A 13694-nucleotide genomic window follows, 5' to 3' on the forward strand; every position below is an offset into this window, starting at 1 on the left:
GAAAAAAAGTTAGACCATCCTATAGAGGCAGGAGGCTTCCCAATGAGCAAATATGAAACGATGGCGAAACGGATCTTGGAATCCATCGGCGGTTCTGACAATGTGGAGCAATATACAAACTGCATGACCCGGTTGCGGGTGTCGGTCCGGGATCGCAGCCAAATTGATGAAACTGGGCTTAAACAGATCGAGGGCGTACTTGGGGCGGTGGATGATGAGACGTATCAAGTGATCCTCGGTCCGGGGGTTGTCAATAGTGTGGCGGAGGAATTTGGCAAACTTCTGAAAGCGCAGGGTCACGGCGGCGGTCAAGGAGCTGCAACTGGCGGTCAAACGGCGGCGCTCCGCGAGGGCTCGGACATCAAGGCCGAGCTTAAGAAGAAGAACAACACGCCTTTCAAAAATTTTCTGCGTAAAATCGGCAACATCTTTATTCCACTGATTCCTGCGTTGGTCGGGGCCGGGATCATTAACGGTATTGCAGGTCTGATCAACAACCTGATTACCTCCGGCAATGGGGCGGATTGGTTGCTGACGCTCCAACCGATTATCAGCGTCATTGGTTCGGCCTTCTTCGGATATTTGACGATCTTTGCCGGGGTGAATGCCGCGAAAGAGTTTGGAGGAACGCCCGCGCTTGGCGGTGCTGTGGCGGCGATTATCGTTGCACCGGCGGTGGCGAATATCTCTTACACCTATCCCTTGTTTGGGGAAATTAAGCTGAATGCGGGACAGGGCGGTATCATCGGGGCGATTTTGGCGGCAGGGTTGATCTCGGTGTTGGAAAAATGGATCCGAAAACGGATGCCGGCAGCAATTGATATCATCGTCACTCCTACAATTGCGTTGCTGCTTGCCGGCTTAGTTACCGTGTTCTTCCTGATGCCGGTCAGCGGTATTATCTCTCAAGGCATCGGACAGGCTACTACTTGGCTGCTAGCCCATGGCGGACCGCTGTCCGGATTTGTACTCGCTTCGCTGTTCCTGCCGTTGGTTATGTTCGGCTTGCACCAGGCGCTCATTCCGATCCATGCTGAATTGATTTCGCAGGTTGGATACACCGCGTTGCTGCCGATCCTAGCTATGGCAGGCGCAGGTCAAGTTGGCTCGGCGATCGCCATTTATATCAAGCTGAAGCAGAACTCCCGGATGCGCAACATGATCAAAGGGGCGTTGCCCGTCGGATTTCTTGGCATCGGTGAACCGCTCATTTACGGGGTCAGCCTGCCTCTGGGCCGGCCGTTTATCACCGCTTGTCTCGGCGGTGGTTTTGGCGGGGCTGTGCTTGGTTTGTTCGCAATGACCGGGAACTTCATCGGTTCGGTCGCGATTGGACCTTCCGGCCTTGTCCTGATCCCGCTGATTCAAGGACCGATGGGAATCGGCATGACGATTCTCGGTTACTTGGCCGGGCTCGTTGTCTCTTATATCGCCGGATTCTTGCTCACGTATTTCTTTGGTTTTACAAAGCAGATGCTTATAGAGCATAATAGATAATACAAGTCAGCAGAAGAAACGTTGGGCTGCCTTTTACCGGGCTGCCGCGTTTCTTTTGCGTTTTAGGGAATTGGAAATAAGCATCAGACGGATGGGGAAAACGGAGGGGATGCCCGTGACGACGGGAAGTATACTTACGCAAATGGAGGCCATGCTGGAACAACTGCCTGAATCGGAACGAAAGGCGGCCCAATATATTTTGGCGGCTTCGGCGGAAGTCTCCGGCTTAAGTATTCATGCAGTCGCCGATAAAGCGGGGACCAGTGCGGCGGCGATTACCCGGCTTTGCCGTTCGCTGGGGCTGAGCGGTTTTCCTGATCTGAAAATGCGTTTGTCGGTCGATAATGCCAAACCTCAACGACCGGGTTATTATGACATCGAACGTGGGGAGACGCTCCAAAACGTTATTCAGAAAACGGTCTCCAATAGTCTGCAAGCGATTCAAGATATGATGCTTCACCTGCAGCCCGGACTGATTGAACAGGTGGTGGACAGCTTCCGACAAGCTTCCGTCATCCATATGTACGGGGTAGGCGCTTCGGCAATCGTTGCGGCGGATGCTGCGCAAAAGTGGCTGCGCTTAGGGAAGCAAGCGTTCGCTCTGCAGGACGAGCACCTGATTGCGGCCGCGCTGGCCAGCGCTCCGCCGGGGGCTTTGTTTATGGGGATCTCTTACAGCGGGAACACCAAGGAAGTGCTGCAATTGTTCCGGGTTGCCCAAAAGTACGGCGTGCGCACCATCGGCTTGTCCCGTTTTGGCAATCATAAAGTAGCCGAGCTGGCCGATTTGATGCTGTATACGCCGCAGGCACCGGAAGCAACCTTGCGCAGCGGGGCGTCCAGCTCGCGGCTTACGCAATTGGTCATGATCGATATTTTGTTCTTTGCGTACGCCTCGACGCAATACGAAGAGACAATCCTCAGATTGAGTCAAACCCATGAGGCAACGGCGTTCCTCAAACAGAACTAGCGGGTTTCTTGCGTGCTTTTGGATTTTCAGGCACTATGGACAGCCTTACCGTCATATATTAGGGTTGAAGTCCGGAAATGACGGGACAGGAGGTGCTAGTCACGATGCCCAGCTATTATCAGTATGGAATCAGTCCGCAGCTGGTCGAACGGGTGAAGTTCAAAATGAAAAATCCGGCGATCAAAGAGCGGATGAAACAGGTCGTCGACGGCCTCACCCGCGCGGATTTGCAGGATCGCGTTAAGGTGCGCAGGCTCGTTAGAACGGCCGCTTCTGTGCTTGGCGAAAGATTAAGCGGCGTTCAAGAAGAGCAGATCGTCCAATTCGTTATCGATCAGCGAATCGACCCGCGAAATACGCTTCACTTGCTGCGGTTATGGGGAATGTTCCGCTAAAGTAAGTGCGCAGCGATGCAGCGGGACGGGTGATAAGGCCCTGGGGAGGTACCCCGGCGGCCTTTTGCTATTTTTTCGGAGGATGATCCGGGGACAGGCGGGATAAGCTAAACGATACATAAGCGGGGCACAGGAGCGCCAGGAGTGATTTCTGCTTGCCAATCTCCGTGTTTTGTTTTATATTGACATGATAGTAGGTCAAAAATAAGGGAGGTTGTGGCGGATGACCCCGCGTACGAAGGAACAAAATGAAGAAATCAGGCTGCGCCGATTGGCTCAAATTCGTGTCGCGGCCGCCGATGTGTTTCTGGAGAAAGGCCTGACGCTAGAGATTCGGGACGTGGCCACTGAGGCCGGGCTTGGTTACGGTACGGTCTACCACTATTACAGCAATAAAGGGGATCTGCTGTATGACGTGCTGTGGACGGCGATGGACCGGGCCGGGGAATGGATCGACCTGAGGCCGGCGGAGCCGGAAGCGGCCGCCGTTTCCCTTGTTGCAGCCGGCACTCGGCTGCTGAAGTTGTGGGCCAAGGATCACGGCGTTTATCTGTTGTATAAGCTGGCGGCGGATGGATTCCAGATGCTTCCAGAAGCGCGGGCGCTGCCGCTGGCGGAGACGTTCCGCCGTCAGGTGTTGCAGCCGTTCGCCGCGGTGCTGGAGCATGGGGGATCGCCGGGGTCCGGTGTGATCGTTGCGACTGCGAGCACAGCAGCGGCGGGACAAGAAGCCGTTGGAGAGGGCGTCCGGCAGGCAGAACGGTTGCTGGCTGCGCTGGCCGGTTGCGCCGGCTCTCCGCTGCGCCAAGGCACGCTGGACCATGAAGCGGAAGACATTGCGCGCCTGCTATTGTATCGGCTGTCGGAGCGAACCCGACAGACCCTCGAAGGAGTGAGAGCTGAATGATCATTTTAAAATCGCCGCGGGAAATCGAAGAGATGAAACGGGCGAATCAAATTGTTGCGGATTGTCACCGGGAAGTCGCCAAAATGATTCAACCCGGAGTGACGACCAAGGAAATTAATGATTTCGTCGCCCGGCATATTACGAAACTGGGCGGCAAGCAGTTTACGAAAGGATACAACGGGTTTCCGGCCGAAACCTGCGCTTCAGTAAACGATGTGGTAGCCCATGGTTTCCCTTCCGACCGGCCGCTGCAGAACGGCGATCTGCTTAAGCTGGACATCGTGGCGGAGGCGGATGGCTGGTTTGGCGATTCGTGCTGGTGTTATGCGGTAGGTCAGGTGAGTCCTGAGGCGGAAAAGTTGATGCGGGTGACGAAGGAATGTCTGGAGCTGGGGATCGCCCAAGCGATTCCGGGCAACCGGCTGGGCGATGTGACTTCAGCAATTCAGAAGCATGCGGAAGCGAACGGGTATTCCGTCGTGCGCGATCTGCTGGGTCATGGGATCGGACGCAGCCTGCATGAGGAGCCCAACTACGAGCATGTCGGCGTAGCGGGTAAGGGCATTCGGCTTAAGGAAGGCATGGTGTTTACGATTGAGCCGATGATCAATGAAGGCACGTTCCGCATCATGATTGACGATGACGGCTGGACGGCGCGTACGGCGGACGGCAAATTGTCGGCCCAATTCGAGCATACGATCGCGCTGACGGCGGACGGACCGCTGATTTTAACAGCTCAATAAGCAGCAGCAAGCAGGAAAGGAAGGCGGATGCCCAAAGTCCGAAGGGACAAGGGCTCCGCTTTTTTTGGCATGCTTTCGCTCTGCCAAATTATCCAACATAAACCTGTTGCGAAAGGGAATATTTGTTCGTATTATGAATATAATAGGAACAGACGTTCTGATTAGAGGGTGAGCATATGACAGACAGCATGAAGAAGGGAGACGCATGAGCCCTATTCCCTGGCAAACGCAGGAGGAAGCGGAGATGATCAAGCAATATGTGCTGCTTCCTCTGTTGCTTGATGTGCTGGAACGAGACCAGCGCGCATTGGCATCCGCTTCGTTGAAGCTGCCTCAGGTATACAAGGGGCTGATCCGCTTGCTGCAGAACGCCGCAGCCGCGGATTTGGCCCGGGTGCGCCAAGGCATGCGTGAGCATGGACTGAAGGTATTCGAAGAGCGGCGGACGAACCTGGGGATTGAAGCCCGCTATTTATGCCGGGGGTATACGTACGAGTTCTCCATGCTCTGGGGATTGGTGAAGGCGGAACTGATCCGTCGGCTTTGCGCCTATCTAGGGATCGATGGGACGAAAGAGGGGATGTCCTCATGAAAGGCATCCCCCCAGCGCCCTTGGAGACGGAAGAAGATCTTCAACTGGTCAAAGAATACATTCTACTCCCTCTTCTCTTGGATGTGTTGGAAAGGGATATGAGAGCATTAGGGACCGTAAAGCTAAAGATGGACGTGGTATACGCAAGAGCCTTACACACTGCCCAAGATGTGATCACTGCAGATTTGACGTCGGTTCGGAAACAAATGCGCGACAGAGGGATCAAGGTGTTCGAGCAACAACGCACTGAATTGGGCATGGAGGCCCGCTATTTGTGCAGGGGCTATCAACATAGATTTTCCATGCTTTGGAGCTTGGTGAAAGCGGAGCTTAATCAATATTTGAGTAAGTATCTTAACGTCGACTTAAGGAGCGACAGCCTATGAAAAGCGATAACAAAAGTCGAGTCATCATGCTGGCGGATTGTCAATCCTTTTACGCAAGTGTTGAAAAAGCGGCCCACCCCGAGTATGCAGACAAACCTGTTGTGGTTGCAGGAGACCCCGCGCGTCGTTCCGGGATTATCCTCGCCGCGTGTCCCCTTGCCAAGCAATATGGGATCACTACGGCAGAGAGGCTGGGAGAGGCACTTGCCAAATGCCCGGATCTTGTGGTCATTCGTCCCCGTATGGAGGAATACATCAGGGTATCCTTGCAAATTACAGAAATTTATCAATCCTACACGGACTTGGTCGAGCCGTACAGCATCGATGAACAGTATTTGGATGTCACGGGAAGCTTACAGCTTTTTGGCGGTCCTGATAACATTGCGCGGAGCATTCAGGATAAAGTCATGAAGGAGACGGGAGTTCGTGTACGCATTGGAATTAGTGAAAATAAGGTGCTCTCCAAAATGGCCTGCGATAATTTCGCCAAACGGAATGCCTCAGGGATTTTTTACTTGCCTGTGAAAGACGTGCAAGAAGTGCTTTGGCCGTTGCCGATTCATCAGATGTTTATGGTGGGCTCCCGGATGCGCCGGCATTTAATGAGAATGGGGATATATACCATTGGCCAGCTGGCCCAGACTCCCCTGACCAAATTAAGAGCCAAATGGGGAGTGAATGGGGAAGTTCTGTGGCTCATTGCCAACGGCAAGGATCATTCCCCGGTAACGCCAAGTACACATGATTTGCAAAAAGCCATCGGTCATCAAATGACCCTTCCCTACGATTACTGGGAGTTTGATGACATCATGGTTCCCTTGTTAGAGCTGTCGGAGTTAGTGTGTCAACGAGCTCGAACGAAAGGGTATATGGGCTGGGTGGTCTCGGTAGGATGCCAAGGGGCCGATTTTGATCACCCTTCCGGCTTCTACAGACAAATGAAATTACCCGACCCGACGAGCCTCACGGATGAGGTGTTCGACGCAGCGAAAAAACTGTTTAAACGTCATTGGGATGGGTTGCCTGTTCGCAAAATTGGGGTCACTTTAAGTCAGTTAGTAAGCGACCAGGAATATCAGCTTACTTTGTTCAATAACCGCGAAGTTAAGTTAGCCTTGGAAAGAACCACGGACCGAATTAAGGAGAAATACGGAAGCACCGCGATTATGAGGGCCTCTTCTTTAAAAGTGTCGGGCCAGGCGCGGGATCGTGCGCAAAAAATTGGAGGACATTATAAATGAGCAAAAAACTGAAAGGAAACGGCTTGTTCGAATCGTCAAGAATGATGCTTCCAGAGCACAAGGAAGCTTATCTCATGCACCAGCAGAATTTGAGAAAGAACACGCGGCCGCAATTAGATGATCAAGAGATGGAACGGATCTCCAGGCTCATTGCTGAATCCATGCAGCTCAGGAAAGAGATCACTTTAGTATTATTTGGCGAATTGAATCGAGCGGAAATAACCGGAGTCGTGACGAAGATCGATCTGCAACAAAAAAACATCAGAATCACTGATGGAAATGATTTTCGTTGGATCAAGCTATCGGACATTATTGATGGTATGTGGAAATGATATGAAATAAAGAATGCCTGAAGAGCTATCCTTAAAAGTCGTCGTAGACGGCTTCCGGGATAGCTCTTTTTATTGAAATATGCAAAGTTAGGATAATGTTGACAGATTAGCAGTCTTCAGCAAGAAACTTTTCGACACGCGACTTAATCGCGTCCCGAACTGCTCGAAATTGGCTTATGATTTCTTCCTCGGTGCCGGTTGCCTTGGCTGGATCATCGAAGCCCCAATGCCACTTCACGACGTTTTTATTCGAAATCACCGGACAATGTTCGTCTGCATGGCCGCATAACGTAATCACATAGTCAGCCCGATTCAAAATCTCCGGATCGATAACATCCGATGTATGACCGCTAATATCGACGCCAGCTTCCTTCATCACCTGGACGGCACGCGGATTCAGCCCATGTGCCTCCAACCCGGCGCTTTTTACTTCGTACCGATCATTACCGAGCGCCTTCAACCAACCATCCGCCATTTGGCTGCGGCAAGAGTTTCCTGTGCAAAGAAAATAAACGAGTTTTTTGTTATCTGACATGATGATACCTCCTGTTTATGTTAAGCAGCTTCCTTTGAAAAGTACTTTCGCTGAAATCGGAGCGCGACGTTGACCAACGCAATCATCACAGGGACTTCTACAAGAGGTCCGATCACGGCCGCAAATGCAGCGCCGGAATGAATTCCAAAGACCCCAACGGCAACAGCGATTGCCAACTCAAAATTATTTCCCGAGGCGGTAAATGCCAGTGTAGAAGTCACTGGATAGTCAGCTCCGGCTTTTTTGCCCATGAAGAACGAAATCAGGAACATAACGACAAAATAAATTAATAGCGGAATCGCGATCCTCACGACATCCGAAGGCAATTGGATGATCATCTCGCCTTTCAGTGAGAACATGACGATAATCGTAAACAGCAATGCGATAAGTGTGATGGGACTGATTTTTGGAATAAAGACCGTTTCGTACCAGGATCGCCCTTTTGCTTTTACAAGCGAATAGCGAGTAATCATTCCGGCTACAAACGGTATCCCTAAATAAATAAACACGCTCTTGGCGACTTCGACCATCGTAATATCAACAACGACGCCCTCCAACCCGAACCATCCCGGCAAAATCGTAACAAAGATATAGGTGTAGACGGAGTAAAACAAAACTTGAAAGATCGAGTTGAAAGCAACGAGTCCCGCCGCGTACTCGGCATCCCCTCTGCACAAATCATTCCAGACGATAACCATTGCAATACAGCGGGCTAAACCGATCATGATCAGGCCGACCATATATTCTGGATAACCTTGGAGAAAAATTATAGCCAAGAAAAACATTAAGATCGGGCCGATAAGCCAATTTTGAATCAATGAAATGGATAACACTTTGCCATTTCGAAAGACACGGCCGATTTCTTCGTATCGTACTTTCGCCAGCGGCGGATACATCATTAAAATAAGGCCAAGTGCAATCGGTATCGACGTGGTTCCAACTTGAAATTCATTCAAACCGGCGACAAAGTTAGGAAATACGTAACCCAAGCCAATTCCTATCGCCATCGCAATAAAAATCCATAACGTCAAATAGCGATCCAGAAATGAGAGTCGCTTTTTCTTTTGTTTACTCAATTACTGTACACTCCCTTTACTCGCATGTAACTGTCATTCCTCGTTGCTCCAATTTCCGCAGCTCCTCGGACAGATCAGGCAAATGGGACAGAGCATAACCAATTTCCTCTAACCGCTTCTCGTTGATCGAATAGAACACCCATTGCCCCTTTCGCGTTTCGCGGACCAATTCAGCCGTTTTTAGACGGCTTACATGTTTAGAAATGGCTGGCTGGGAAATGTTAAAGATGGGAACCAGTTCACACACGCAGCAATCGCGAATACGGAGCAAAGAGAGGATTTTCAACCTTGTCGGATCGGCTAGAGCTTTCAGAATATCCGCTATCTTTTCAAATTCCATTGTCATGATTATCACCCCATATTAAAACCATATAACCATATTGTTATTTGTATTAAAAAAAGTCAATACCGAAATTTACGCCCTCCTCATAACCCATTTCCTGAGATAAAGGTAAAGTTAATACTTGCAAATTGCAAATAAATGCGGTATAACTGTTTCATGAGAGGTGAGGCACCGTGGAAAATGTGGAAAATGTACGTGAATTATTTCAGATCATGACTCGTCGCTTTGGCTTTCTGAATAAAAACTGCTGTTCTGCGGGTGGCTGTGACATCTCCGTCATTCAAAGCCATATCCTTTATGAAATTGATCGTCAGCACAAGCCTTCTATTCAGCAAGTAGCAGAGACATTAGGGACCGATATCACGACATTTAGCAGACAGGTTCAATCGTTAATTAAGATGAATTTAGTCAAGAAAACGCCCGATCCAAAAGACCGCAGGGTGCATCTTCTTTCCTTAACGACGGAAGGCAAGTATGTTGCGGGGGCAATTGACCAGCAAATGAAAGATTATTTCAACGAAATCTTCTCGCACATGAACGATTTTGAAAAAGAGACCGTCATCCGCTCGATCAAACTATTAAACGAAGCGATGGCGAAATCCAGCCAATGTTGTTCAGCCCCTTATTAAGGGCGATCTTTTCAATAATATTTGCAAAATGCAAATAATTATAAATATAAAAAAGTAAAGGAGAGAGGATTCATGAATCAAGTCAAGAACGATCAAATTCGCCAAAATGTACGCAGCCGGTACAAAGAAATTGCTTTGCAAGGGGCGGAGGAGTCCAGCTCGTGCTGCTCGTCAGAATCAAGCTGCTGCGGTACGGCCAATGAGGTCTCTTCGCAGTTGGGTTATTCTACTGAAGAACTAGCGGCTGTTCCAACTGGCGCGAATCTAGGCCTAGGATGCGGGAATCCGCAGGCAATAGCAGAGCTGAAACCGGGGGAAGTCGTATTGGATCTCGGAAGCGGCGGCGGTTTCGATTGTTTTCTGGCATCAAGGCAGGTTGGGGATACCGGTTATGTGATAGGGGTCGATATGACGCCTGAAATGGTGAGCCGCGCTCGGGGCAACGCTGTCAAAGGCGGGTTCACGAATACGGATTTTCGGCTGGGGGAGATTGAGCATTTACCGGTTGCGGATCAAACGGTGGATGTGATCATATCTAACTGCGTCATCAATCTCTCGCCGGATAAACAACAAGTCTTTGATGAGGCATTCCGTGTTTTACGCTCCGGCGGGCGTCTAGCCATTTCCGATGTCGTTACGACGGCAGAGCTTCCGGCGGAAATCAAAAACGACTTGGATGTTTTGTATTCGGGGTGCGTATCTGGGGCTTCATCGGTTGAGGAACTCAAAGCGATGCTTAAGCAAAGCGGATTTAAGGATATCGTAGTCGAGCCGAAAGAGGAATCCAGAGCGTTTATTAAAGATTGGGTCCCTGGTTCGAAGGTAGAAGACTACATTGTTTCTGCCGTCATCAAAGCGGTCAGACCCTAAGGTTCATCGATTCCGACCGCGCATTCTCGGGCACTCGCTGTGAACCGGAAGGTCGGTTCCCCTAACGTCTCTAAGGGGGATGGCAAGGACGAGAGGTCCTAGGAACTGTGCCGAGAGTCGATCCCGGGGCACGACGGGCGTGCCTTCAGACCGAGTCTGGACCAGAAGGGATTGCGTTTGCGGACATTATTGGAGCCGACATCGATTCGCCGGATTAACGACGAGTAAATTTGTGCAAAGCTAAAGTAAAACCAATGAAGCTGCTGATCTGCCGCTGGCGGATCGGGAGCTTTTTTTGTTAACAGAAGGTGAAAAATGGATGAGCTGGGATCTGGAGGGAGTGGGCGGGAAAACGTCATTTTTTAGGAAGGAAGTCGCCGATCAAGGCAGGATGGCATGACGCAAAAACGTATTCCAAGATGCTGAAAAAACGATAGTCCCAAGCTGGGACCTGGGAAGCTTTTTTTGTGAGGGGCTGTAACGGAAGCAAATCGCGAAAAACCGCAGAATGATGCGATTTTCGGACAAGACTTTGGTATCAATTTTGTAACCATTATGGAAAAGGGTGTAAAAATTGAGCGAAACCTAGATGAATTTCGCACGTCTATTATCACGAAATGAACCAACCGGACAAGGGTGCCGAAAATCCGTATCCCCCCGGAAAACAGGCCCAACTGTAAAACACTCCCAACAGCCTAGTTACACGACAGGTCCGGTTGGTTCATGATTAAAAGTGATTTTGAGAAGCGGAGGTGCGAATCGGCCATACTGCATCATCACCTGCATAGCTGCATAGAAAAGCGGCCGTACGTAAGGTTGCTGCCCTTATTGCTCATCGGAGGCCAGACACAGCAGGGGCATCGATCTTAAACGGAACGTGCACGAGAAGAAGAACAGCGAGGTGAACTAAGAGGTAAATCCGATGACGACATTAGCGAAGAAACGATTAGCGATCGGGCTCGTTCTGGCAGGCCTCTTGATCGCAGGCTGCGTGGTGCTGGTCGTATTAAACTGGCCGCCGCCCCATTACAGCTATGCGGCAGAGGACGGAACCGAGCTGAAGTTCCGCACCAAAGGGGACAAATTTCTCGCCTATGACGGCGAGAGCCGCTGGGAGGAGCTGTTCGTCAAAGGCGTCAACCTGGGGGCGACGGTGCCGGGACATTTTCCTGGGGAATTTCCGATCACGGAAGACGACTACTTACGCTGGTTCCAACAAATTGACGATATGGGCGCAAACGTCATTCGTATTTATACGGTGCACAACCCGGTGTTCTACAAGGCGCTCGTCAAATACAACCGGGACAAAGGGAAGGATCCCCTCTATTTCATTCAAGGGATCTGGTCGCCGGAAGAGCAGCTCATTGAGCAGCAGGACGCTTATATTCCGGGGATCAAGGAAGCCTTTCACAAGGAAATTGAAAAAGCGGTCAAAGCTGTATACGGCGATTTGAAGGTGCCCAAGCAGCCGGGAACATCGGGCGGCAAATATACCGCCAACGCCGGTCCTTATCTCATGGCTTGGCATATCGGCACCGAATGGGACCCGGAAATGGTGGATAATACGAACCGCAAGCACGCGGATGTTACGCCGTATCAAGGACAGTATTTTGCGGCGACCGAGGAAGCAACCCCGTTTGAGAGCTGGCTCGCGGAGCTGGTGGACGACACGGCTCAGAAGGAGCGGGCTTACGGTTGGGAGCATCCGATCACGTTTACGAATTGGGTGACCACGGATGTGCTGGAGCATCCTGGTGAACCGTTGTTCGAGGAGGATCTGGCCAGTGTGGATGCCACCCATATTCGGCCGGTGAAATGGGAAGCAGGATACTTCGCTGCTTATCACGCGTATCCGTACTATCCCGACTTTTTCCATCTGGATAAGACGCTCGAGACGATTCCGGATGGAAATGGGGATTACAACACCTATAAAGCTTACTTACAGGAGCTCAAAGCTTACTATAAGGACATTCCGGTTATGATTACCGAATATGGCGTCCCGTCTTCGCTGGGCGTCTCCCACCTCGGCCGAGGGGGACGGAACCAGGGGGGGCACAACGAACAAGAGCAAGGTGAAATCAACGTCTCTTTGACGAAGGATATTTACGATACCGGATATGCCGGCGCGATCTTGTTCATGTGGCAGGATGAATGGTTTAAGAAGACGTGGAATACGATGCGCTTTGAGATCCCGGAGGATCGACGCGCCTTTTGGCTGAATGTGCTTACGAACGAAAAACAATTTGGCCTGTTGTCCATGGGTCCCGGAAAAGAAGACGATCTCATCATCGACGGCAAGCTGGACGATTGGGACAACCTGCCGGAGGGAGAGGTCCAAGCCTGGGATCAACCAGCATCTGGCATCGACCGGCTGCAGGTGACCCATGACGAAGCTTATGTGTATGTCGGGCTGCGGCTCAGCGAGCCGTTCGACCCTGCGAAGCGGCTCATCCGCCTCGGTGCAAACACACAGCCTGGCGGCAACCAACCGGTGACGGAGATGCCAGGGCTGCGGTTAGACGACGGCCTCGAAGCGATCGTGAATATCGGAAGCGATGAGGAGACTGAGGTGCGGGTGGCGCCAAGCTACGATTTCCACCGCCGTCTCTACGGGCGGTACGGTTATTGGATGCTGGACGATCCTACCGAGGAGCAAACCGTGCAGTTTCAACCTTGGAAGCTGGCGGTCAGCTTGACCATGAAACCTCCGGATACCCGATCGGCCCATCCGTTTCAGGACATGACCGTTGGGCAGCTGATTCGCGGCACAACCGACACGGGAAGCGATGATTTCAACTCTCTCGCTTCGTGGCAGTACAGCGGCAATGAGGTAGAACTGCGCATTCCTTGGATGTTGCTGGGCTTCGCTGATCCCAGTTCGCGCCAGGTCATCGACTACCGGCCTTTGAAGGAGGACCTCGCCTTCTCGACGACCGAGACCGACGGCATCACCTTCGTGCCTTGGATTGAGGAGCGAAGTGAATCGGGGACAGATCACGGTGACAGCGGGGAGAACGTTGCTTTGGACACGTTCCCCAAATACGTATGGCAGCCTTGGGAAACCGTGCAGTACACCGAACGGCTTAAGTCCGGTTATTACGCCTTGCAGGCGTTCTACCGCACCTTGCCAGATCGCAGGACCACGGGAGAATAACCAGGCGCCGAGAGGAGGAAATGA

General features: G+C 51.3%; 15 protein-coding genes. 12 read left to right on the top strand and 3 right to left on the bottom strand.

All coding sequences use genetic code 11. The annotated features are described in order from the left end of the window. Nucleotides 1-42: 42 nt before the first annotated feature. The 9 genes from C812_RS05225 (at nt 43) to C812_RS05265 (ending at nt 7063) form a co-directional block, all read left to right on the top strand. Nucleotides 43-1497: a PTS transporter subunit EIIC gene (locus tag C812_RS05225; protein WP_016311630.1), complete on the top strand. Its 1455-nt coding sequence runs from the start codon at nt 43-45 to the stop codon at nt 1495-1497. Between the two features lie 91 nt (nt 1498-1588). Further along, nucleotides 1589-2467, top strand: a complete 879-nt coding sequence (locus C812_RS05230) for a MurR/RpiR family transcriptional regulator (protein WP_244268273.1) — start codon at nt 1589-1591, stop codon at nt 2465-2467. A gap of 104 nt (nt 2468-2571) precedes the next feature. Next, entirely contained in the window at nt 2572-2862 is a 291-nt protein-coding gene (locus tag C812_RS05235) for a stage VI sporulation protein F (protein WP_016311632.1), read from the top strand. 223 nt (nt 2863-3085) lie between these two features. Beyond that, nucleotides 3086-3769 carry a TetR/AcrR family transcriptional regulator gene (locus tag C812_RS05240; RefSeq protein WP_016311633.1) on the top strand — a complete coding sequence of 228 codons (684 nt, stop codon included), beginning with the start codon at nt 3086-3088 and terminating at the stop codon, nt 3767-3769. Continuing rightward, entirely contained in the window at nt 3766-4512 is a 747-nt protein-coding gene (map, locus tag C812_RS05245; protein WP_016311634.1) for a type I methionyl aminopeptidase, read from the top strand. Before C812_RS05240 ends, map begins: the two co-directional genes overlap by 4 nt. A gap of 205 nt (nt 4513-4717) precedes the next feature. After that, nucleotides 4718-5104, top strand: coding sequence for a YhjD family protein (locus C812_RS05250; protein WP_016311635.1), 387 nt, complete (start codon nt 4718-4720; stop codon nt 5102-5104). Further along, nucleotides 5101-5490, top strand: a complete 390-nt coding sequence (locus C812_RS05255; RefSeq protein WP_016311636.1) for a YhjD family protein — start codon at nt 5101-5103, stop codon at nt 5488-5490. Before C812_RS05250 ends, C812_RS05255 begins: the two co-directional genes overlap by 4 nt. Then, nucleotides 5487-6731 (top strand): DNA polymerase IV, encoded by a 1245-nt coding sequence (locus C812_RS05260; protein WP_016311637.1) that lies wholly within the window; start codon nt 5487-5489, stop codon nt 6729-6731. The genes C812_RS05255 and C812_RS05260 overlap by 4 nt, the downstream gene beginning before the upstream one ends. Further along, on the top strand, nt 6728-7063 hold the full coding sequence (locus tag C812_RS05265) for a YolD-like family protein (protein ID WP_016311638.1): 336 nt from the start codon (nt 6728-6730) through the stop codon (nt 7061-7063). Before C812_RS05260 ends, C812_RS05265 begins: the two co-directional genes overlap by 4 nt. Nucleotides 7064-7169: 106 nt before the next feature. On the opposite strand, the gene arsC is transcribed toward C812_RS05265, so the two are convergent. From arsC to C812_RS05280, 3 genes are read right to left on the bottom strand one after another with little or no spacing between them, the layout of a single operon-like run. Continuing rightward, nucleotides 7170-7598 (bottom strand): arsenate reductase (thioredoxin), encoded by a 429-nt coding sequence (arsC, locus tag C812_RS05270; RefSeq protein ID WP_016311639.1) that lies wholly within the window; start codon nt 7596-7598, stop codon nt 7170-7172. Nucleotides 7599-7618: 20 nt separating this feature from the next. Beyond that, nucleotides 7619-8674 carry an ACR3 family arsenite efflux transporter gene (arsB, locus tag C812_RS05275; protein ID WP_016311640.1) on the bottom strand — a complete coding sequence of 352 codons (1056 nt, stop codon included), beginning with the start codon at nt 8672-8674 and terminating at the stop codon, nt 7619-7621. Between the two features lie 16 nt (nt 8675-8690). After that, nucleotides 8691-9014 (bottom strand): ArsR/SmtB family transcription factor, encoded by a 324-nt coding sequence (locus C812_RS05280; RefSeq protein ID WP_016311641.1) that lies wholly within the window; start codon nt 9012-9014, stop codon nt 8691-8693. A 185-nt stretch (nt 9015-9199) separates the two neighbouring features. On the opposite strand from C812_RS05280, the gene C812_RS05285 reads away from it, so the two are divergent. The 3 genes from C812_RS05285 (at nt 9200) to C812_RS05295 (ending at nt 13670) form a co-directional block, all read left to right on the top strand. Beyond that, entirely contained in the window at nt 9200-9646 is a 447-nt protein-coding gene (locus C812_RS05285) for a MarR family winged helix-turn-helix transcriptional regulator (protein ID WP_028538299.1), read from the top strand. A 72-nt stretch (nt 9647-9718) separates the two neighbouring features. Then, on the top strand, nt 9719-10516 hold the full coding sequence (locus C812_RS05290) for an arsenite methyltransferase (protein ID WP_016311643.1): 798 nt from the start codon (nt 9719-9721) through the stop codon (nt 10514-10516). Nucleotides 10517-11438: 922 nt separating this feature from the next. Further along, on the top strand, nt 11439-13670 hold the full coding sequence (locus C812_RS05295) for a hypothetical protein (RefSeq protein WP_016311644.1): 2232 nt from the start codon (nt 11439-11441) through the stop codon (nt 13668-13670). The last annotated feature ends 24 nt before the right edge of the window (nt 13671-13694 follow it).

Source organism: Paenibacillus barengoltzii G22 (assembly GCF_000403375.2).
Lineage (GTDB): Bacteria > Bacillota > Bacilli > Paenibacillales > Paenibacillaceae > Fontibacillus > Fontibacillus barengoltzii.